The sequence below is a fragment of the Lutibacter litoralis genome (genome assembly GCF_014646675.1).
GTDB lineage: Bacteria > Bacteroidota > Bacteroidia > Flavobacteriales > Flavobacteriaceae > Lutibacter > Lutibacter litoralis.
On the sequence record NZ_BMNS01000005.1, the window covers coordinates 176,109 to 197,116 of the forward strand.

The window sequence follows — 21,008 nt, forward strand, 5'->3', positions numbered from 1 at the left end:
AGCACACTTTATTTATTAAATAAAGTGTGCTTTCTAATAAATAAGTTTTATTAATTACCTAAACACATTCCAATTCCACGCGCGGTTTTAACCAATGATGAATCTGGTTTTATAATGTTATATTTACTAATTGCTTCTAAAAAAGGAACAGCTACAATACTAGGATGTTGATATGCTACCATTTTACCAAACTCTCCCTCAAGTGCTAATTCCATAGCTTTAACACCAAATTGAGTTGCTAAAATACGGTCAAATGCAATTGGAACTCCTCCTCGTTGCAAATGTCCAAGTACTGTTTCTCTCATATCTGCATCACAACCGGCAGCTTTTAAATCTTTCAATAATTTATCTGCAACACCTCCTAATTTTAAATTAGCTCTACCAACTTCATCGCTTTCTTGGGCCAAAACATCTCCTTCAACTGGTTTTGCACCTTCTGCAATAACAATAATTACGTGCCCTTTTCCGTCTTTAAATCGTTTGTTTATTACACCCAAAACTTTATTTAAATCGTATGGAATTTCAGGAATTAAACAAACTTCTGCGCCACCAGCTAAAGCTGAACTTAAGGCGATCCAACCAGCATCTCGCCCCATTACTTCAAGAATAATTACACGATTATGTGATGCTGCAGTAGTTACTAGTCTATCAACTGCTTCAGTAGCAATTTGAACCGCAGTTTGGTAACCAAAAGTATAATCTGTTGCAGATAAATCGTTGTCAATTGTTTTAGGAACTCCGATTACATTTAAGCCTTTTTCAAAAAGGGCTTGTGAAATACGCTGTGAACCATCTCCACCAATACTTATAACAGCTTCAACACCCATATGCTTTAACTTGCGTATCATTTCATCAGAACGGTCAATAAATGACCATGTTCCATCGTTTTCTTTTACAGGCCAAGCCAAAGGGCCACCTTTATTTGTAGTTCCTAATATAGTACCTCCTTGAAAGTGAATACCAGAAACCCGTTTTTCAGTTAACTCCATTATTTCTGTAGGCTCCCGCAAAACACCATCAAATGATTGGATACTTCCAATAACTTCCCAATCTTCAGTTTGTGCAGCGCGTTTAACAATTCCTCTAATAACTGCATTTAATCCTGGGCAATCGCCTCCACCAGTTAATACTAATACTTTTTTCTTCATTACTACCTATATGTTTTTTAAATGTTGTCTTTAAGTTTAATTAATTTCTAATCTCCAAAGCTAATTCCTACTCCTTTTGCGGTATGAATTAAATCATTTGATAAATCAACTTTATTGTATTTATCTATAACTTCCTTTAAATTAATATGCGTTAATTCAGAGTTTTTATGAATAGCCATAGTTCCAAATTTCTTTTCTTTCACTAATTCAAAAGCCTTAACACCTAGTTCTGTAGCTAAAATTCTATCAAAAGCATTTGGTGTCCCTCCTCGTTGCAAGTGACCTAGAATAGTTTCTCTAATATCGGCTTCAAAATTTATTTCTTTTAAAGCAGCGGTAATTTTACTTGCTATATTTCCAGAAACAATTCCACCTTTTTCATCTTTAAAATATGCACCTTCAGCAACTACTATGTTTGCAAATCCTCGACCATCGGCTGAATATCTGGATTTTAATTTTTCTATAACCTTATCCATACTAAATGGAATTTCAGGAATTAAACAAACATCTGCACCACCTGCAACAGCAGCGTGCAATGCTATCCAACCTGCATCACGTCCCATAACTTCTAAAATTAAGACTCTATTATGTGAACTTGCAGTTGTTACTAGTTTATCTACAGCTTCAGTTGCTAATTGGGCAGCGGTTTGAAAACCAAAAGAATAATCTGTTGAAGCTAGATCGTTGTTAATCGTTTTTGGAATTCCAATAATGTTTACACCTTTTTGAGCTAGTTTAAGTGAAATTTTATGAGATTGATTTCCTCCTATATGAATGATAGCATCAAAACCAAATACTTTTAGGTTGTATATCAGTTTGTCTGAAACATCTTCATTTACTATTGTTCCATCCTCTTGTTTTACAGGATAACAAAAGGGATTCCGTTTATTATTCGTTGTTAAAATTGTTCCTCCATGAATATGGATTCCTTCAACTATATCTTTGGTTAATGGCATTATTTCGAGTGGTTCTGCTAAAAAACCGTCAAAACCATTTATACTTCCTATTATTTCCCAATCTATTTCTCTGGAAGCTCGTTTTACAATAGCACGGATTACAGCATTCATTCCAGGACAATCGCCACCGCTATTTACAATTAAAATTCTTTTTTTCATCTTATTTCCTTTATTTAAAGGATTATTAATTTAAGCAATAATTTGATTTTAAACTAGAGTAATGGAATACTCCGTAAAAGATTGCAAATTTAAAAAATGGTGAAGTAATTATTAATGATTTAAATCATACTTGTTGATGTTTACTTATATTCGTTGTTGTTAAACTTGTAGCATACTGAAAGGTTCCTATATAAGTTAAATATATAGCTGGGATTATTCAATTGAGGATGTTTAAGCGAATAATTGAGTCACTAGAATTTATGCAGGAACCAATGAAATTATTAATTACCCGTTGATTATTCAAAGAATTGTTTCAGCAAACGAGATCATAGCGAAAAAAAATATAATAGGATCAATTTCTTATAAAAGTGTCCTTATCTTTGCAAAAAATATTTTATGTCAAAAAAGTTTTCCGATTTAGGAATTAAAAATGAATTTCAACAAAGTTTAGTAGATTTAAATATAGTTGTTCCAACATTAGTTCAAGAAAAAACAATTCCACTTATTCTAAATGAATCTAAAGATCTTGTAGTTTTAGCAAAAACAGGAACTGGTAAAACGGCTGCTTTTGGACTTCCTTTATTACAACTAATTGACATAGAAAACCCAACAATACAAACAGTTATTTTAGCTCCAACAAGAGAGTTAGGGCAACAAATTTATACAAATTTGGTTTCGTTCTCAGATAATAATTCATCAATTTCTATTGTCCCAATTTTTGGAGGAACTCCTATAAAACCTCAAATTGAAAGTTTAAAAAATAGTCCAAATATTGTTGTGGCAACTCCTGGTCGTTTGGTAGATTTATTAAAACGAGAAGAAATCAACATTAAAAATTTAAAATATTTAGTGTTAGATGAAGCAGATGAAATGGTAACCGCTTTAAAAGAAGATTTGGATACTATTATATCTGAAATACCAAAAACCAAAAGAACATTGTTGTTTACTGCAACTATGCCAGGTGCTATAAAACAATTGGTTCAAAATTATATGTCTAAACATATAATTCAGGTAGAGGCTGATATGGAAATAATTGGTCACCAAGGTATTGACCATCAATATGTGGTAGTTGAGCCTATAGAAAAGTTAGAGGTTTTACTTCATTTCTTAAATTCAAAAGAAGGAGAGCGCGGAATTATTTTTTGTAAAACAAAAGCTGCTGTAAATAAATTAGCAAAAAACTTAGCCATAAATAAATTTTCATCAGGCGCCATTCATGGAAGTTTGTCACAACCAATTCGTGATAGAATTATGGGACAGTTTAGAGAGGGTTATATTGATATTTTAGTAGCTACCGATTTAGCTGCACGAGGTATTGATGTTCAAGAAATTTCTTATGTTGTAAACTATCATTTGCCAGATACTTTTGATACGTATGTGCATAGAAGCGGACGAACGGCTAGGGCAGGAGCTTCAGGACTTTCATTAACTGTTTTACAACAAGAAGAAGTTGAAGATATTGCTGATTTTGAAAAAGAATTAGGCATTGTTTTTAATGAATATAAAAAAGCAAATACACAAAGTATTGAAGAAAATAATACCTTATTATGGGCGAAAAAGATCTTTAAAACAAAACCAAATCGTGCTATTCCAGTGCAGTTAAAGCAGAAAGTAAGAACAGTGTTTCATCATTTAACCAAAGAGGAATTAATAGAAAAAATACTTGCTAACCATTATACTCAAACCAATAGTTCAACTACAGCCAAAGAAACTTCTAAAAAGAAAAATTAGGTTATTTATTTAAAATTAACATTTAGGAGATGTAATTTTTAGTATTCCGTCTTTACAAATAATTCCAAGCGGGATTTCCTCCAAAGTACAGCGTGGCTCGATGGTAAAACGGATTCTTCCAAATGCTTCAAAATCGTATTTTGATTTTACCTTTAAAGGCCGTTTGTAGGTAGTGTTTTCACGAACCCAATTCACTTGTGATGCTTTTTCTACTACAGATAGTGGAGTTTTTATAATTGTGCCATTAAAATTTAAGTCTTTGTAACTTCCTAAATCCATGAAGAATTTGCCTTTAAATTCTCCTTTGGCGATGTCCAACTTAAAGTTAAACCTAACCAAATAATTAAAAGAGATATATTAATCAAAAAGGTATGGAAGATAATGGCGTGTTTTTAGGAAGAAGCTTAGATACTTATATTTCTAAACTTCGCAAGATATTAAAAGACGATACTTCTATAAAACTTAAAAACGCACATGATATTGGCTAAAAGTTAGAAATTGAATAATTGAATACTGTATTTTTCTAACAAATAAAGAACACTAAATAGATGAATATGTTATTTAAATTTTAGATTCCAAGAGAGCCCTAGAGAGTAGATCCAAAAGAAATTTCCTTCGTCAAAAGTAATTTCTTGATGTGTAATGCCTACCTGAGTTCCCCATGCATTTTTATTGTTTTTTGATGTAAAATAATACCTTAACTTAATTTTTTGAGATTCAAAACTTATTTTTTCATTTACAATAGTGCCTTGATTATTTTGTTCGTACTCATCTGGAGAGTAGCCCATTGATCCGGACACACCAAAATAATTATCAGCATCGCTTCTATACAATCTATAAGTAAGTCCTCCTGAAATGCTAGAACCTGAATCTCCTGGCGTAACATATGGTCGTAAAGAAAAATAACTATTTCCAGTGTACCAACCTACAGAACCCGTGAAAATATTTGTGGTAGTACTATATTTCAATGTTCTAATTCCTAAAGAAGCTTCAAAACTATGAGGTAATGATTTGTATAATTCTGCTCCAAATCTAAATTTTGGAAACAAATAAGAATTTGAAAACCCAACATTTAAATAAGCATATAAACCCGTTATAATTCGTGGATACATATCAATCTCAAATTGCAAGCCGTTATCCTGAAACCTTCTATTAAAATTTATTTTTGAAGTAATGCTTCCAAATTTAGTTGCCCTACTGTAATATAGGGTATAATACTGCATAGGGTCAAATACTTCCGAATATAAATCTGTATTATAACTAATTCCAATTGAATTAAACCTCAATCCTTGAATTAAACTCTCTTTATATTCAATAGCTTTTTGGTTGTTTTGGTTTGTTTCTAAAAGAGCATTAACAGTAATTAATGCCTCTTTTGGGTTTTTAGAATTTGCTTCGGCCCTCGCTTTTAACAACAAAAGCTCTGCATCATTTGGAAAATAAATCAATGCTTCATTAGCCATTTTTAAAGCCGAAAAGGGAGTTTCAGACCATAGTTCATTATTTATAGCAGCCACCCAAGAAGTTTGCCTATCTGAATCTTTTTGTAAAACATACTTAAATTCTTTTCTTGCATCTGCATAATTTCCATCCCAAGAATAAGTGCTGGCCAAGAATGAGCGGATATCATGATAATTAGGATACTTTGTTAATATTAGCAATAAAGTATCTTGAGCTTGTTTTCTTTGTCCATTAAAAGCCATGTTTCTTGCTTTCTCAAAAGCAGTATCAGGGTTTCCATTAAATACCTTTTGTTGAGCAGAAATTGGCAAAACTATTATAAAGATAAAAATGTATGAAAGCTTAACTATTATTTTTAGTACCATATGTTATTTATTTCAAAACTTAAATATAATTAGTTTATATGTGCAAAACATTAATTACACTCTTTTTTGCAGTAATAAACATATTCTGTGGGAGTATGTTTTATGGACTTCATGTAACATTTATCAAAAATTTGTTGAAACTTTTTAAAATTATACTTTGTATATAAGACTTGACTAAAATAGGCGTTATTCACTAATTTATCATAAGAGTCTTGAATTATTCCAATTCCCTTTTCTTTTGAAAAAAAGGAAAAAGGTATTGATCCAATCACAGAATCAACATCTTCATTGATGTGGTTTTTAATATTCTCAGCTCCGTCATTAATTATTATTAATCTGCTATCAGATATTTCACTTTCCACTTGTTTACAAAAGCTTTTATTAACTTCAAAAGAATATAATTTTGAAGTTGAAGAAATTCTATCTAGAATTTCTTTAGTAATATTACCATGTCCCATCCCAAATTCAACAATAATTTTATTTTCACCTTTAGGTATATATTTACATATTTCTATCTCTGTATTCCTACTAGTTTCAGTAATTGCCCCTGTTACAAATAAATTTTTTGTAAATGCTATTGATGTTTTTATTTTTTTTATCATTTTACAATTTTTTTATAGATTCTTTAAAAGCTTTGTACAATTCATTGTTTGGATATAGTAACAAAACGCTATCCATTAATTTATTTGCTTCATTTAATTTATTCATTCTTTGATATGCTTGTGCCAATTTAAAACTAAAGTCGATGTTTTTAATACCATTCTCCTTAGCCTCCTTTACTATATTTATTGATTTCTCATCTTGTGATGACCACCAATACAAATCCAACAGAGCAATATAACCATCCTCATAATAAGGGGTTCTTTTTAATACGTTTAACAACTCTTCTTCAGCATTTTCAAATTTTCCTTCCCACGCAAAGGTTCTTCCTTTTAAAGTTCGAGCATCAGAATAACTAGGGTATTCATTCAAAATATAATCACATAACAATCTTGCTTTTTCATACTTCTTATTAAAGGCTAAATCTCTGGCTACAATAAAAATTTGGTCATAATTTAATTCCTTGGTTAATGTATCAATTATTGCCATATGTTCTTTAGTAAATTGAACTGCAGGTTCTGTATAGATATTTAAAGAATCGGGGAATATTCTATTTTTTTTTGTAACGTATGCATTCAACTTTTTAAACTCCAGGAATGAATCCGATACCGTTTTATGCAGGTTTTCATCGATAATTTTGTTCGTTCCAAAATTTTCATTTATTTTATATAATTCATCAGATGAATAGAAATGGTCTTTATAAATATAATCATTGATAGCTCCTTTATACCTCATTAAAGGAATTTTATGAATGTTTCTAAATTGCCTTGCCGTGTCTAAACCCTGACTCATCCAAAAAGTTTCTTTCATATTATTAAATTTGTAATTATTCATTAAAAAAGAAAGTAAACTTGGTGTTACATCCCAATGTGAAGAAACAGATTTGAATTTCTCACTTTGCTTTAACATGGGACTAAATATTATTAAAGGAACGTGAAATCGGCATAATTTATCTTTTTGAACAATAGGAATTAATCTATGATCACCTGTTATAATAAAAATAGTATTGTTATATTCAGGTCTTTTAGCATATTCAAGCATAAAATTTTCTAAAGACTTATCGGTATAAAGTAAGCTTGCAAAAATATCTTTATATGCTGTTATTTCTTGTTTATCAATCTTGAAAGTTTGCTCTGAATTCATCAAGCTATATACTTTTTCTAAATAAGTATCCTTTAAAGCAAATTCAAATGGTTCATGGTTAGTAAGAGTCATAACAATATCCAATCTTGGCATTTTTTTTCTATCTAATTCCGATAATGTTTTTTTATATATTTCGGAATCAGGATAACCCCAAGAAAAGCCATCTGAATTACCTACTGTTTTAACATATTCGGGTCCAAAACTACTTTCATTAATAACATGGTCAACCTTATTGTACTCCAAAAAATTAATTAATCGGTCAAAATTTGTTTGATGTCCAGCATAAAAAGAAGTTGTATAATCATTTGCTTTTAAAACACTGATGAGAGAAAAATGAGAAGGTATCGGATTTAATTCCATAAATCCCTTTTCGCCATAAGGGAGAGAACCCAGTAAGGAAGGCACACATCCAAAAGTTCTTCCTGTATTACTAACAAAATTTTCCCAAAATAATGATTGAGGTATTAAAGAATCTAGAAAAGGCGTAAACCCACCGTAGTTACCTTTCCCAACAAATTCACTACCCAATCCTTCTACCATAATAATAACTATATTAGGTTTTTCTTCTTTAATATTAAAAAATGGGGATAAAACATCATTCGAATCTTGAAAGGATTTTAGTAGTGGATACTCATCTTTTTTCGTTAAATTATAGGTATCCATAAGTTTTCTTTCTAGCTGATACTTATAAATATCGGTACCTAAAAAGGATAACTTATTTTTATAAATAGTTTCTGAAGCTTCAGAAAAAATTAATTTTGAACTACCAAAAATAAGGAGTATAATAAAGGTAGATGCAAAAAATTTTCGCTCATTTGTAAATTTATTAAAAGTGAAATTGATGCCAAAAAAAAACATAGATAACACAATGAAAGGCAAAAAGGAGAAGAATGATACTGATCCCGAAGCAGCAACCGTAGTGGACATCTCATTTAAAGAATATCCTAGAATATCTGCACCGAGATTAACATGTGTGGTAAGATTGTATTTAACCAAAGCAAATTGACCGATTATAATTAAAGTAAACAACACTTTAATAAAAATAATTCCTACTGGCTTTTTAATAAAATAAAATATCAGATATAATGGAAGAAACAACAAACCAATCCCCAAACCTACCCAAAAATCATTGAGTAATTTATAAAATAATGAAATCCCAATATTTGTTTGATTCAAACCACCTGTCATTGTTATAAAAAGAGCAAATAAATTTATTGCCCAAAAACTTATAATTAATGAAAACGTTAAGTAAATATATTTATAGCTAAAATTTCTAAAGTTTTTATTTTTCATATTTTCTTGATATTATTTTGTAATTAATTGGATTCCCCTTTAGACAATCCTTTTCTTTTCATTTCTCCCCATTTTATTTTTTTATTAAAATAATAATCTATATTTCCTTTAATTCCAGCATATAAAATAAAAGGGTGTAATACAAAAGGTTCTAGAAGAGTTACTAATAATAATTTAATTCCTGTTCCTTTCTTTGTGTATTGGTGGTATGTAAGTTCTTCAGAATAAATAGCAATTATTGTAAACATTATAGTAAATAAATAAGCAGCTAGAAAAAAGGCAAAAGCATAATCCCACTTTACATTGTCAAGAGCAATTAAAACAATAAAATAAAGTATTCCAATTATTTCAATAATTGGTGCTAATCGCTCATAAAAAAACCAATAAGGATAACTTAACATTCCTAAAAATTTATACTTAGGATTAAAGCCAATTTTCCTGTGCTTTTTTAAAACTTCAATAGTACCTCTAGTCCATCTATTTCTTTGAGAAATCAAGATTTTATAATTGTCAGGAGCTTCCGTCCAACAAAGAGGGTCGGGGATATAAGCTACTTTATACTTTATATTCTGCTCTTCCATGCTCCTTCTCATTCTTACAATAATTTCCATATCTTCACCTACCGTATTGGTATCGTAGCCACCCACATCAATTGCAATTTTTTTATCAAACATTCCAAAAGCACCTGAGATTACGAGCAATCCGTTTAAACGGCTCCATGCCATTCTACCTAATAAAAATGAACGTAAATATTCTAAAATTTGTGCAATTTCAATAAATTTTTTGGGTAAGTTAATTTCTATTAATTTACCTTCTTTTATTTTACAAGCATTGGCGATTCTAATTACCCCACCTGAAGCAATAACTTTTACATCAGTCAATTCCAAAAATGGTTTTATCATTTTTTGAAGCGCGTCTTCAAGTAGCAAGCAATCTACATCTATACAAGCTACAAACTTACTTTGACTAATGTTTAATCCACAATTTAAGGCATCGGCTTTTCCACCGTTTTCTTTGTCTACAACAGTTAATTTTTCAAAAGCCGGGTTTGTAGACTTAAAAACACCTTCCCTAAGTGGTTTAGTTGGTACTTGATGATTTATTAAATAATTTACTTTTACTAAATCATATGCTTTAATTAATTTTTCTAAGCTATCATCTTTACTGCCATCATTAACAATAATTACATCATAATTTACATAATGATTAGAAAGTAAGGACCTTACATTTTCAATAATATTTAAACTTTCATTATAAGCAGGAGCAATAATTGAAATTGAAGGAGATACAGTAGAGGAGAGGATTTCATTATAATTTACAAAACTATTTCTTTTCATGTATTGACTAGACTCTCTAGCTGAAACAAAAGATAGTAATACATAAGAAAAAATAACTGAAAACGCATATATAAAAAACAATACATGTATTGTAAGTAAAATTATTCTTACCGTGCTACTATCCATACTTAGTTGTTTTTAATAAATTCAACAATTCGTTCTACGTCAATATCATTTTCTGCTAACTTTAGGGTATTAAATTTAGGTTGATTGATGTTTTTTAAAATTTTTAATGCCATTAATTTTATTTCAAAGTTAGGATGTGAAATGTTTACTATAATAAAATGTTGATCTGTTTGATCTGCAATATTTTCAAGCAGTTTAAAAAAAGCAATTTGTTCACCTTCGGTAATATCGTGAAAGTTAGATTTAAGATATTCTTTGGAATCAGTATCATAAAAATACCCTAAAACTTTTATTGTTTCTACTCTAATTTCTTTATTATTATGCTTTAATAATTCTAATAGAGTTTCTTTAGATTCGAATTGATTGTAAACTTTAGCTAATTTTAAAGCAAATTTTACTACTGAAAGGTTGTTTGATTTCAGCCAAAGTGTTATGTCTGTTATTTCTTGATTATCAAATTTTTGAAGAATTTCTAGAAGTTGTATTTGATCCCATTCAGATAATTGATATGTTAAATCATTGAGAAATTTTAAACCTTTAAATTGAAATAAATTAACCAAATATAACTGAGCTTGATTTCTAACTTCTTTATGTGGGTGCTTTATTAATTTTTCAATTTCATTATAAGCTTGCTTCACTTCAAATTGAGTTAACTCATGAATTCCGGCAGCTTTTATTTCCCACTTCCGGGCTTTTAATTTTAATAAAGAATAATCTATTAACCCCGTTTCAAAATAAAATTTATGAATTGCCTGAGCTATTTCTCCAGAAATATCGTTTACTAGTTTAGTCATAACCGAAATAAGAACATTTCTATTAAAGGTATTTGAAATATCTTTTTTCATGTTATTTATAAACACGCGCTGCTCTGGGCTAATACCTTCTATACCGTCACCAGCATATAAATAGTTTATCAAATTCTCTTCATAAATTTTTTGATACTTTATTCTTTTTTTTTCGTTTTCCCTTAAATTATTTCGTAATATTTTTAAATAGAAAATAAGTCCCAAAATAAATATAAATAATAAAAAACTAACATACCAAACAAGTTTAACAAGTACTGGTAGTTGGTTAAAATATTCTAAAATATTTTGGTAATCATTCATTTTTTTACTTCAATTTCGCCAAACTTTTAAATTATTAGCTTAATAATCTTTTTACTCTAATAACCAATTCATTAGGGCTAAATGGTTTTCCCATAAAATCATTTGCACCCAGGCTAAATGCTTTTAAAACCATTTCCTCCTGTCCAGCCGCAGAAAAAACAATAATTGGCACTTTCATTTCTAACTTATTCCTAACGTGGCTAATCACCTCTAAACCACTTATGTAAGGCATCATTATGTCTGTTAAAATTAATTCAGGATTGTGCTCTTCAATTAATTCTATTGCTTGTTTTCCATCTTTAGCTATAAAAATGTCGTAACCTTCTTTTTGCAATCTAAACTTCAACAATAAAGAAAGTGTTGAGTTATCTTCAGCTAATACTATTTTTTTCTTTTCACTCATCTATTATTTTAGTATTTTAAGTTCAGCTTGTAATTCTTTCTTTACGTGACTAATAATTTCTCTACACGAGCTTAAAAGCTCATCTAAAGTATCTAATTTTTCTTTATGGCGGAATCTGTCCGTTAATTCTTGTATAATTGGATCTAGTTTAGAAATTCCAAACATGCTTATAGTTGACTTAACTTTATGAGTTGCTCCGTGCAATAAGTCCCAATCTTGTTCTTCTAATCCTAAATCTAACACAATTAAAAAATCATTTAAATCTTTTAAAAATTGCTCTATTAATAATTTTAAGATTTCGCTTTCATTCAAAGATTCCTCTTTTAAATATTTAAGATTTGTATATTTTTGGTTATTAGCAACTGTTTTCTTTTCTTCAACTGGTTGGATATCATTATCATCAAAATTACTTTTATTTCCACCATACTTTTGTAAAAGCGAAAACAATTCGGTTGTTTTAAATGGTTTAAAAATATAATCATTCATACCAACATCTAAAGCTCTTTGAATATCACTTTTTGAAGTATAAGCTGTCATTGCTATAATTGGAATTTTAGAAGTCTTTTCAGAAAGGTCGTTTTTAATTATTTTTGTGGCCTCGTAACCATCCATTATAGGCATTTGAATATCCATTAAAATTACATCATACATATTATGTTGAACTAATTTTACACCTTCAATTCCATTATTTGCCAATGTTACTATACAACCCCATCTTTCTAATCTAGTTTTTGCCAATATTTGATTTGTTTTATTATCTTCAACTAATAAAATTTTTAGATTCAGTTGTTCTAATTTGGTTGTTTTATTTTCAATTTCTGTTGAAGCAGTTATTGAATTGTCTTTCTTAAATGGTAATCTTAAATTAAAAACACTTCCTTTACCAAATACACTTTGAACAGTGATATCTCCATTTAAAAGTTTTACTAATTTTTTTACGATAGCTAACCCTAAACCGGTTCCGCCATATATTCTAGAAGTATCACTTTTTGCTTGGGTAAAAGCACCAAAAACAGTGTTTATTTTATTTGGTACTATTCCAATTCCTGTATCTAATACTTCAAAATTTATTTTTATATTTTCAGATGACTCTTCAATTTGTTTAACTGTTACAGTAACAGAGCCTTTATTTGTGAATTTAATGGCATTTCCAATTAGGTTTAACAAAATTTGGCTAAGTCTAGTTGGATCTCCAAATACTTGTACAGGTATGTTTGGGTTGATAATTAAATTTAATGCAATTTGTTTTTCATCTGCTCTTATTTTCATTAGCTTCACTATTTCGTAAAGATTTTTATGAAGATTAAATGAAATATTTTCTATACTTAGTTTATTTGAATCTAATTTGGCAAGATCTAGTACATTACTTATTAAAGAGTTTAAAATTTCACCAGAATTTTTCATTGTTTCTAAATGCTGTTTTTGCTCAACACTTAAATCTGTTTCTAATAATAAATCGGTAAAACCTATAAGAGCATTTAGTGGAGTTCTAATTTCATGACTCATATTGGCTAAAAATTCATCTTTTACTTTTAATGATTTTTCCGCAGTTTCTTTAGCCTTTTTTAATTCTCCTTTTTCTGAAATTTTATTTGTAATATCTGAACCAATGGAAATATACGTGTTATTAACACCTTTAGATAATTCCCATTTTATCCATTTATAATCACCTCTTTTTGTTTTAATTTTTCGTTTAGAAATATCTGTAAAATCTTTTGTATGAAAAAACACAAAGTTGCATATAGCGTTTTTTGTTTTTAACGCTAATTGAGGATCTTCATATGTCACTTCCCACCATTTTTCTCCCAAAATTTCATCAACAGTATAACCAAGCACCCTTTCAACAGACGGTGATGCAAAAATCACATTTCCGTCTTTATCACTTACAAAAATCATAGAATCTACACTATTTATAATGCTATCCGATTGAATTTTTATTTCTTCTGTTTTTTTCCAGTCTGAAATATCAACACCTACAGAAACATAAGTGTTGTCGTTTGTGAGCGAATCTCTCCATTCAATCCATTTAAAACTACCATCTTTACATTTTAATTTTCTGTCATATGGTTTGGAGCTTATACTTGTTTTTCCAGAAATTACATCGTAAACTTTTTCTTTATAGACTTTACTATCTTCTTTTGAAGAAAATGTTTTTTCCCACCAAAGTTTCCCCTTTAAATTATTAATACTATATCCTGTAATTTTTTCAGTTGCATTTGAAACATACTTTATGTTTCCTTTTATATCGCAAGCAATTACTATTAAATTTATTTGATTTAATAGCAAATCTGAAAACTTTAATTTTTCTACATCTATGTTTTCCGCCATATTCTAATTTTAATAAAACTCAAAGTAATTCAATAAAAGAACAATACCAAACTAAATTTAATTTTTTAAATTTTATAGGTATTATCTAAATTAGACATTGAGGTCTAAAAATACAATGACAAATATCACATTGGATTATTCCTTGATAAAGTAACCTTCTCTAGGTAATAAATGGTTTAAATTAGCAATTTCATTTAACATAATGGCGGTAGCAATAGATGCGTGATTTTGATATTCTGGAATACTTTTAGTGTACAAATCTCTTTCTGTATGCCAAATTTCACCGTAACTAAAATTGTATCCCTTAGGGTCTCCAAGATTAAAATTAACGGTTGGAACTCCTTGAACTGCGAAAGACCCGGCATCCGTACCTCTTGCTTTTGTTGGCTTTTTTGATGGTTTTCTAATTTTTAATTCAAAAGGAAAATCAGGATTTATAGTATTTATTAATGCTGCTATTGGCTTAAAATCTTCTTTCATTTCCTCAGTTACACTAATACTCATTGGTACCGTTGGACCGCCATCTCTATTAAACATATTTGAGATGTTAGCCAATTTATCGTGATTACGTTTTACCCAACTTAACGAACCTAATAACCCAAATTCTTCACCAGAAAATAGCGCGAAAATTATCGTTCTTTTTGGACTTGCTCCAGATTTCATTAATAATCTAGCCGCTTCCATTACTACTGAAACTCCCGACCCGTCATCTACGCCTCCTGCTGCAACATCAAAAGCATCTAAGTGAGCCCCCATAACAACATATTCATCTGGAAATTCACTTCCTATAATTTTTGCAATAACATTATGATGCTTTACAGGTCCAATTTTAAAATGATTTCTAATATCAAATTCTAATTGAAAATATCTTCTTTCTTTAGCCATTTGTTCTATGATACTATATTGATGTTCATCAAGCTTAATATCGGGAACAGTCGGTAAAGTTTCAAATGTCATATTATCTATGTTTTTTCTATCGTATAATACTCTTAATGGAATTTTAGAAGATTGAATGATTCCTAAAATTCCCGCTTCACACATTTCTTTGTAAAACAACGCTGGTTCTTCAATAAAACTTAAGAAATCCTTTGGATAATTTGGCTTACCTTGATTGTACCAATTTTCAGTTGAAATTTTTCTATTTTTTTGAGCAATTATATCGTTTAGCTTTTTAATAGAATCTCTTTTTTTAGTTGCATTTTCAGAGAAATCTATTGGCCAACCTGAATTGGTTCCTGAAATTAAAACCCAAGCACCATTAAGTCTTTTTTTTATGCTGTTAAATTCGGACTGGTTTTTTGGTTCTATTAAAACATGACCTCTTTGAACACCTTGCGTACCAGAGGTATAAGAAGGTGTTGCAAAGTGTAATTGCATTGGTTTATCACCAATAAGTCTACCAAACCAAGGACCTCTATTAAATCCAACAGGTACTTCACCAGCTTCATCCAATTCAACTTCTAGACCCCATTCTTCAAATTTAAATTTCGCCCATTCAGCTGCATTATCATATCCAGCAGAACCAATAAGCCGTCCTCCAAAACGATTGCATAAAACATCTAAATGTTTCATTGTTTGATTGTCATATTTGCCAATATGTATTATTTTATTATTAACAAGGTTATTTTGAGCATTAATTAGTGTAGCTGTGCTAAATATTGTAAAAATTAGGAGTACAAATTTTATATTTTTAAGCATAATTTATTGAAATTAATTAAGACAATAAATTTAGGAAGTTCTAGATAAATAGCCTGTATAATTTTGCATTAAAGTTGTATTATTTAACTATGAATTACCTAGCTCTATTTTTTGCATCTTTTTTTATATCAAAATACTTTCATGTCCAGAATCCAGAATAAATAAAATAACTGGTCAAACATTTCTTTTAACAATAAAGTAGGAGCTATCTCAAAATTACTGGGGGAGTTGAACCAACAGTTTATAATAAAATTTAAAAACAGTTTAAATTTTATTCAAACGTATAACGCTGTTCTTCTGTTGAAGATGCTTTTAGCAATTGGTTAAATGTTTTTATGGTATTAAAATTGTTCGTAATTTCATCAGATACAGCAATTCCAGAAATGCCTGTTTCCAATATGTTTGTAACATCTTCAGTAGTTATGCTCCCAAAACCAATAATTGGTGTCTCTGTATTTAAGGCTTCTGTAATTAAAGTATAACCGTTTAAACCTAAAGCTGTATTACAATTTTCTTTAGTTGCAGCTTGTCTAAAAGGGCCTAGACTTATATAATCTACATCTTTAGAGATGACTTTTTCGCAGTCTTTCAGAGTATTAACAGTTCCACCAATAAGTTGCCAGGTATATAAATGTTTCCGAGCAATAATAGGGCAGGTGTCTGTTTTTCCTAATTGTACGCCATCTGCTTTAATTTCTTTAGCAATTTTATAATGATCGTTAATAATCAATCGGGTCTGAAAATGAGCGGTAATTTCTCTAGCTTCATTGGCTAACTTTAAAAATTTCTTTTCTGAACTATTTATTAAACGTAATTGCACTAATTCTACTCCGGCTGTACACGCTTTTTGTATGTTTTCTAAATGTTCTTTTGGAGAGTTTCCTTGAGATATATAATGTAGTTTAGGTATAGTCATTTTTTTGTTTCTTGTTATTGAAAATAGATTTCTCATTGCAAATTGGCGACAAAAATACGAATGTTTAATTATCCAAATGCTTAAAGTAAAGTTTTATACAAAAAAGCTGCTTTAACACGATTCATGAAATCTAAAATAGGAGATTTACGAGCTCATATTTAAAAATAAAGGGCAGCGAGTAAATACTTAATTAAATTAACGAATGTAGTGAAGGAAGTTATTTCACTGACTGATAACAATCATTTTTATTCCTTTTGCGATTGGTTAACTTTAGTATTATGAAGAAAAAACAATTCTTACAATTAATAATTGGTGTAGTTATTTGTGCTATGCCTTTTACCTGCATGTATTCTCAACAAAATCTTTCAGCAAAAGAAATTGTTAAGAAAGCTGATGATAATATGCGTGGTAAAACTTCAGAAGCAGATATCACCATCAAAATAATAAGACCTACTTGGAGTAGAGAAATGAATATGAAAGCTTGGTCTAAGGGTGATGATTATTCTATGATTTTAATTACTTCTCCAGCAAAAGAAAAAGGAACTGTTTTTTTAAAACGTACAAAAGAAGTTTGGAACTGGATTCCTTCAATTGAACGTACTATCAAATTACCTCCGTCAATGATGTCGCAAAGTTGGATGGGAACCGATTTTACTAATGACGATTTGGTTAAAGAAGCTTCATCAGTTTCAGATTATAATCATAATTATTTAGGTAAAGAAATTATGTTCAATAAAGACTGCTATAAAATTGAAATGATACCAAAACCTTCCGCAGCTATTGTGTGGGAGAAGGTAGTTGTTTGGATTGACGCTACTGATTTTTTACAACTAAAAGCAGAATTCTATGATGAAGACGGTGAATTGGTAAATATCATGAATTCTAGTGAGGTTAAAGAAGTTGGAGGTAGAAAAATTACGGCAAAAATTGTTCAGCTTTAATGGTGTAAAACAAATTTGGGTAAGGGTCTTAGTTTAAATTGTTGATTATCAATAAAAAACCTATAAATGACCAATATCATTTTGGTTTTTATTTGTGGTTCTTAAATTTAAAGAATTGTAAATCATTTAAAGATTCTACGTATAAATTTTTAACAACTATAAAATATAATAATCATGTTACAAACAGAAATATTCAACAAAAATGTAGCAGCTTATGAAGCTTGGTATGATAATTATCCAGAAGTTTTTCAATCTGAGGTAGCAGCAATTAAAGAGCAACTATTAAAACTACCTGAAAATATTTATGGAATTGAGGTTGGTTTAGGTACGGGAAGGTTTTCTAAAGCTTTAGGAATTAAAGAAGGTATAGAACCTTCTGAAGAAATGGCGAAAAAAGCCATGAAGAGAGGTATTGAAATTATGAAAGGCGTTGCAGAGCAACTGCCATATAGCGATTATCATTTCGACTTTTTACTTTTTGTAACCATTTGTCATCTTAACGATTTAACAGCGGCATTAATTGAAGCACATCGGGTTTTAAAACGAGGAGGATCTATAATTATAGCTTTTTTAGACAAAGAACAAGCCATAGCCCAGCAATACGAAGAGAAACGGTATCGAAGCACTTTTTTTGAAAACGCAACCTATTATTCAGTTGATAAAGTAAAAAAATTACTAAAAGATGTTAAATTTAAGGATCTAGAATTCAATCAAACACTATTTGGTAAGTTAGCTACTATTAAAAAAATTCAAACACCAAAAGAAGGATATGGTGAAGGATCTTTTGTAGTTGTTAAGGCTGTGAAAAAATAAACATATTATTACTGTGGTAAAAATTAAATCGCTGTTATAAAGCTATTTAAGTTAATTTTAAAGTTTTACAATCTTTGAAGTAATAATAATGATTTACTATAAAAAAGGCAACTTTTAGACAAGATGCAACTAGAACATTTGGGTGAGTGAGCGTACATTAACATAATGGCAAATTATAGCTACAAATGACTTCCTAATAAATCTAAAATTCCTAATCCACGAGAATCGAGTATTTGAAATTTTATTTACCTAAGTACAGAATATCGTCAAGAAATAAAAGGCTTCTTGGATATTTAGCATAATGTAGAATTATTTCTTACAAACATTAAACTTTTGTGGAATTTTGCCAACGCGCCATTATTCTTAATTATTGCTTCAGCCACTGGCTAAACCAATAATATAAAATGTTCTATAATGTTCTGCATTATGTAACTTGAGCTTTGGTTAAAAGCGAAAGCTGTTTCTTCAGTTTCTTAAAAAAATTTATTCTAAAAAGTTTCTTCTGTAATGTTAATGGAACACTTTTTATGCGACGACGTAGGAGGGAAGCGTAATGTGTGTGGAATGGAATATAATTTTTATAAATAACATTTAAACCTCATATCTTACGTTCCTGTACTTTTCCTTTCACTATTTAAAAGTATTTCGTTGCTTTGCTTAAGAATGGATATCAACAATAAAATAAATAATAATAAAACAAGGATATCTCTATATTGGAAATGTCAATTAATTGGATGGAGTATTGTTTCAGTTTATTGGGCTTATACAGTATATACAAGAGATAATTACGGGATTTTTTATACGTTGTTAAATTATGTATTAGACATTTCTATAGGAATATTTTTAACACATATGTACAGACTATTTGCCTTGAAAGCAAAATGGAGTAGTTTACCTATAAAAAATTTACTAATCCGTTTAGTACCTACTATTATTTTATTAGCTGTTTTATATGTATTAATAAACAATTTAAAATGGTATGCGTACTGGACTTTTATTGCAGGCGAGGGTAAAAATTTCTTTGAAGCCATAATTTACTGGGATCCAATTTTACTTACAGGACTTCGACTAATGTCTATTTGGATATTGGCGTATCACTTATATCATTACTATCAAAAAGAAGTTGTTACGGCTAAAGAAAATGCTCAATTATCTTTAATAGCTAAACAAGCACAGTTAGATAATTTATCGGCTCAATTAAATCCACATTTCTTATTCAACTCCTTAAACTCTATTAAATCATTGGTAATCGAAAATCCTAACGTTGCAAGAAGAGCAATTGATTTATTATCAGATTTATTGCGTTCATCCTTATATGAAAAAGACAAAGGCTTAATATCTATTAAAAATGAACTCGCTTTAGTTTATGATTATATTGAATTAGAAAAAATGCGTTTTGAAGAACGACTTCAACTAAAAACCAATATTGATGACGAAGTAATTAATTATAAAATTCCTACGCTAAGTATTCAGTTGCTAGTAGAAAATGCAATTAAACATGGAATCGACTTAAAAGTTGGAGGTGGCGTTGTTTTCTTGAAAGTTAAAAAGAAGGATAGCGACCTTCATATTATAGTTGAAAATCCTGGAGTAATTAATCAACATAATAGTGTTGGTTTAGGTCTGAAAAACCTAAAAAAACGCATGGAAATTCAATATAAAGGTCACGCTAGTTTTAGTTTAAAAGCCAAAGAAAATGAACTTGTCTGCGCAGAAATAATAATTCCAATGCATATAGACCATGAAAAAATATAAAACCATAATCATTGATGACGAACGTTTAGCGAGAGAAGAAGTAAAACGTGCATTAGAAAAACATCAAGAGTTTGAAATTATTGGTGAAGCAAGTCATGTAGATGAGGCTATACCTTTAATTGAAGAATTACAACCAGATATTTTATTTTTGGATATTCACATGCCTGGTAAATCTGGATTTGATTTATTAGAAGAATTAACAAATGTACCAGATGTCGTTTTTACAACGGCTTATGACCAATATGCTGTAAAAGCTTTTGAGATGAATGCGTTGGATTATTTAGTAAAACCGTTGCGAGATGAACGTTTTTCTAAAACCATTGAAAAGGTAAAGGTAGAATTATCTAAAAGAGTAAAATTAGAGCCTACAACCATAGCAATGCATCAAAAGATATTTATAAAAGATGGTGAAAAATGTCATTTTATTCCGCTAACAGATATTCATTTTATTGAATCTTTAGAAAACTATGCACGTCTTTATTTTGGCTCGAATAAAGCGATGATAAAGCGTTCTTTAAATTTACTAGCAGAGAAATTAGATCCTAAAGTCTTTTTCCGTGTTAATCGAAGTCAAATGATTAATATAAATTACATTAAAGAGATTCATCCATACTTCAATAATAAATTACAAATTATATTAACTACTGGAGAAAAAGTTGAAGTATCTAGCAGGCAATCGGTAAAATTTAAAAACTGGAATAGTTTATAAAAAAAATAATCCTTCAATTT

At 29.5% G+C, this 21,008-nt stretch carries 17 protein-coding genes; 5 read left to right on the forward strand and 12 right to left on the reverse strand.

Annotated features, from left to right (window positions below; translation table 11 throughout):
• Positions 1–50: 50 nt before the first annotated feature.
• Together IEW75_RS09180 and IEW75_RS09185 are read right to left on the reverse strand one after the other, a co-directional pair.
• Positions 51–1,148 carry a 6-phosphofructokinase gene (locus IEW75_RS09180; RefSeq protein WP_134246766.1) on the reverse strand — a complete coding sequence of 366 codons (1,098 nt, stop codon included), beginning with the start codon at positions 1,146–1,148 and terminating at the stop codon, positions 51–53.
• 47 nt (positions 1,149–1,195) lie between these two features.
• The gene (locus IEW75_RS09185; RefSeq protein ID WP_134246765.1) at positions 1,196–2,263 is read right to left on the reverse strand and encodes a 6-phosphofructokinase; all 1,068 of its coding nucleotides are present in this window, start codon (positions 2,261–2,263) and stop codon (positions 1,196–1,198) included.
• A gap of 396 nt (positions 2,264–2,659) precedes the next feature.
• Between IEW75_RS09185 and IEW75_RS09190 the strand changes: the two genes are divergently transcribed.
• Positions 2,660–3,994, forward strand: a complete 1,335-nt coding sequence (locus IEW75_RS09190; RefSeq protein ID WP_134246764.1) for a DEAD/DEAH box helicase — start codon at positions 2,660–2,662, stop codon at positions 3,992–3,994.
• 15 nt (positions 3,995–4,009) lie between these two features.
• Here the strand turns inward: IEW75_RS09190 and IEW75_RS09195 are convergent, their stop codons facing one another.
• From IEW75_RS09195 to IEW75_RS09240, 10 genes are all read right to left on the reverse strand, one after another.
• The gene (locus tag IEW75_RS09195) at positions 4,010–4,273 is read right to left on the reverse strand and encodes a hypothetical protein (protein WP_134246763.1); all 264 of its coding nucleotides are present in this window, start codon (positions 4,271–4,273) and stop codon (positions 4,010–4,012) included.
• Positions 4,274–4,551: 278 nt separating this feature from the next.
• Positions 4,552–5,820 carry a YaiO family outer membrane beta-barrel protein gene (locus IEW75_RS09200; RefSeq protein ID WP_134246762.1) on the reverse strand — a complete coding sequence of 423 codons (1,269 nt, stop codon included), beginning with the start codon at positions 5,818–5,820 and terminating at the stop codon, positions 4,552–4,554.
• Positions 5,821–5,870: 50 nt separating this feature from the next.
• Positions 5,871–6,422 (reverse strand): class I SAM-dependent methyltransferase, encoded by a 552-nt coding sequence (locus IEW75_RS09205; RefSeq protein WP_134246761.1) that lies wholly within the window; start codon positions 6,420–6,422, stop codon positions 5,871–5,873.
• 1 nt (position 6,423) lies between these two features.
• Positions 6,424–8,856, reverse strand: a complete 2,433-nt coding sequence (locus IEW75_RS09210; protein ID WP_134246760.1) for an alkaline phosphatase family protein — start codon at positions 8,854–8,856, stop codon at positions 6,424–6,426.
• A gap of 23 nt (positions 8,857–8,879) precedes the next feature.
• Positions 8,880–10,319 (reverse strand): glycosyltransferase family 2 protein, encoded by a 1,440-nt coding sequence (locus tag IEW75_RS09215; RefSeq protein ID WP_134246759.1) that lies wholly within the window; start codon positions 10,317–10,319, stop codon positions 8,880–8,882.
• Positions 10,320–10,321: 2 nt separating this feature from the next.
• On the reverse strand, positions 10,322–11,425 hold the full coding sequence (locus IEW75_RS09220; RefSeq protein ID WP_134246758.1) for a HEAT repeat domain-containing protein: 1,104 nt from the start codon (positions 11,423–11,425) through the stop codon (positions 10,322–10,324).
• A 34-nt stretch (positions 11,426–11,459) separates the two neighbouring features.
• Positions 11,460–11,828, reverse strand: coding sequence for a response regulator transcription factor (locus tag IEW75_RS09225; protein WP_134246757.1), 369 nt, complete (start codon positions 11,826–11,828; stop codon positions 11,460–11,462).
• Positions 11,829–11,831: 3 nt separating this feature from the next.
• Positions 11,832–14,156 (reverse strand): hybrid sensor histidine kinase/response regulator, encoded by a 2,325-nt coding sequence (locus IEW75_RS09230; protein WP_134246756.1) that lies wholly within the window; start codon positions 14,154–14,156, stop codon positions 11,832–11,834.
• Between the two features lie 135 nt (positions 14,157–14,291).
• A complete protein-coding gene (locus IEW75_RS09235) occupies positions 14,292–15,728 on the reverse strand; it encodes a M28 family metallopeptidase (RefSeq protein ID WP_204744139.1) in 1,437 nt (478 codons plus the stop codon).
• Between the two features lie 397 nt (positions 15,729–16,125).
• On the reverse strand, positions 16,126–16,770 hold the full coding sequence (locus tag IEW75_RS09240) for a thiamine phosphate synthase (RefSeq protein ID WP_134246754.1): 645 nt from the start codon (positions 16,768–16,770) through the stop codon (positions 16,126–16,128).
• 278 nt (positions 16,771–17,048) lie between these two features.
• Between IEW75_RS09240 and IEW75_RS09245 the strand changes: the two genes are divergently transcribed.
• The 4 genes from IEW75_RS09245 to IEW75_RS09260 all read left to right on the forward strand — a co-directional run bounded on the left by IEW75_RS09245 (position 17,049) and on the right by IEW75_RS09260 (position 20,988).
• Complete coding sequence (locus tag IEW75_RS09245; protein WP_204744137.1) at positions 17,049–17,711, forward strand: outer membrane lipoprotein-sorting protein; 663 nt, start codon at positions 17,049–17,051, stop codon at positions 17,709–17,711.
• A gap of 174 nt (positions 17,712–17,885) precedes the next feature.
• Complete coding sequence (locus IEW75_RS09250; RefSeq protein WP_134246753.1) at positions 17,886–18,524, forward strand: class I SAM-dependent methyltransferase; 639 nt, start codon at positions 17,886–17,888, stop codon at positions 18,522–18,524.
• Between the two features lie 663 nt (positions 18,525–19,187).
• Positions 19,188–20,279 carry a sensor histidine kinase gene (locus tag IEW75_RS09255; protein ID WP_134246752.1) on the forward strand — a complete coding sequence of 364 codons (1,092 nt, stop codon included), beginning with the start codon at positions 19,188–19,190 and terminating at the stop codon, positions 20,277–20,279.
• Complete coding sequence (locus IEW75_RS09260; RefSeq protein ID WP_134246751.1) at positions 20,266–20,988, forward strand: LytR/AlgR family response regulator transcription factor; 723 nt, start codon at positions 20,266–20,268, stop codon at positions 20,986–20,988. The genes IEW75_RS09255 and IEW75_RS09260 overlap by 14 nt, the downstream gene beginning before the upstream one ends.
• Positions 20,989–21,008 lie beyond the last annotated feature (20 nt).

Excerpts from the sequence above, each read along its gene's own strand:
- IEW75_RS09255 (WP_134246752.1), top strand. The coding sequence starts at position 19,188 with ATGGATATCAACAATAAAATAAATAATAATAAAACAAGGATATCTCTA.
- IEW75_RS09195 (WP_134246763.1), bottom strand. The coding sequence starts at position 4,273 with ATGGATTTAGGAAGTTACAAAGACTTAAATTTTAATGGCACAATTATA.
- IEW75_RS09215 (WP_134246759.1), bottom strand. The coding sequence starts at position 10,319 with ATGGATAGTAGCACGGTAAGAATAATTTTACTTACAATACATGTATTG.
- IEW75_RS09230 (WP_134246756.1), bottom strand. The coding sequence starts at position 14,156 with ATGGCGGAAAACATAGATGTAGAAAAATTAAAGTTTTCAGATTTGCTA.
- IEW75_RS09250 (WP_134246753.1), top strand. The coding sequence starts at position 17,886 with ATGTTACAAACAGAAATATTCAACAAAAATGTAGCAGCTTATGAAGCT.
- IEW75_RS09210 (WP_134246760.1), bottom strand. The coding sequence starts at position 8,856 with ATGAAAAATAAAAACTTTAGAAATTTTAGCTATAAATATATTTACTTA.
- IEW75_RS09220 (WP_134246758.1), bottom strand. The coding sequence starts at position 11,425 with ATGAATGATTACCAAAATATTTTAGAATATTTTAACCAACTACCAGTA.
- IEW75_RS09205 (WP_134246761.1), bottom strand. The coding sequence starts at position 6,422 with ATGATAAAAAAAATAAAAACATCAATAGCATTTACAAAAAATTTATTT.
- IEW75_RS09240 (WP_134246754.1), bottom strand. The coding sequence starts at position 16,770 with ATGACTATACCTAAACTACATTATATATCTCAAGGAAACTCTCCAAAA.
- IEW75_RS09190 (WP_134246764.1), top strand. The coding sequence starts at position 2,660 with ATGTCAAAAAAGTTTTCCGATTTAGGAATTAAAAATGAATTTCAACAA.
- IEW75_RS09245 (WP_204744137.1), top strand. The coding sequence starts at position 17,049 with ATGAAGAAAAAACAATTCTTACAATTAATAATTGGTGTAGTTATTTGT.
- IEW75_RS09200 (WP_134246762.1), bottom strand. The coding sequence starts at position 5,820 with ATGGTACTAAAAATAATAGTTAAGCTTTCATACATTTTTATCTTTATA.
- IEW75_RS09180 (WP_134246766.1), bottom strand. The coding sequence starts at position 1,148 with ATGAAGAAAAAAGTATTAGTATTAACTGGTGGAGGCGATTGCCCAGGA.
- IEW75_RS09235 (WP_204744139.1), bottom strand. The coding sequence starts at position 15,728 with ATGAAACATTTAGATGTTTTATGCAATCGTTTTGGAGGACGGCTTATT.
- IEW75_RS09260 (WP_134246751.1), top strand. The coding sequence starts at position 20,266 with ATGAAAAAATATAAAACCATAATCATTGATGACGAACGTTTAGCGAGA.
- IEW75_RS09185 (WP_134246765.1), bottom strand. The coding sequence starts at position 2,263 with ATGAAAAAAAGAATTTTAATTGTAAATAGCGGTGGCGATTGTCCTGGA.
- IEW75_RS09225 (WP_134246757.1), bottom strand. The coding sequence starts at position 11,828 with ATGAGTGAAAAGAAAAAAATAGTATTAGCTGAAGATAACTCAACACTT.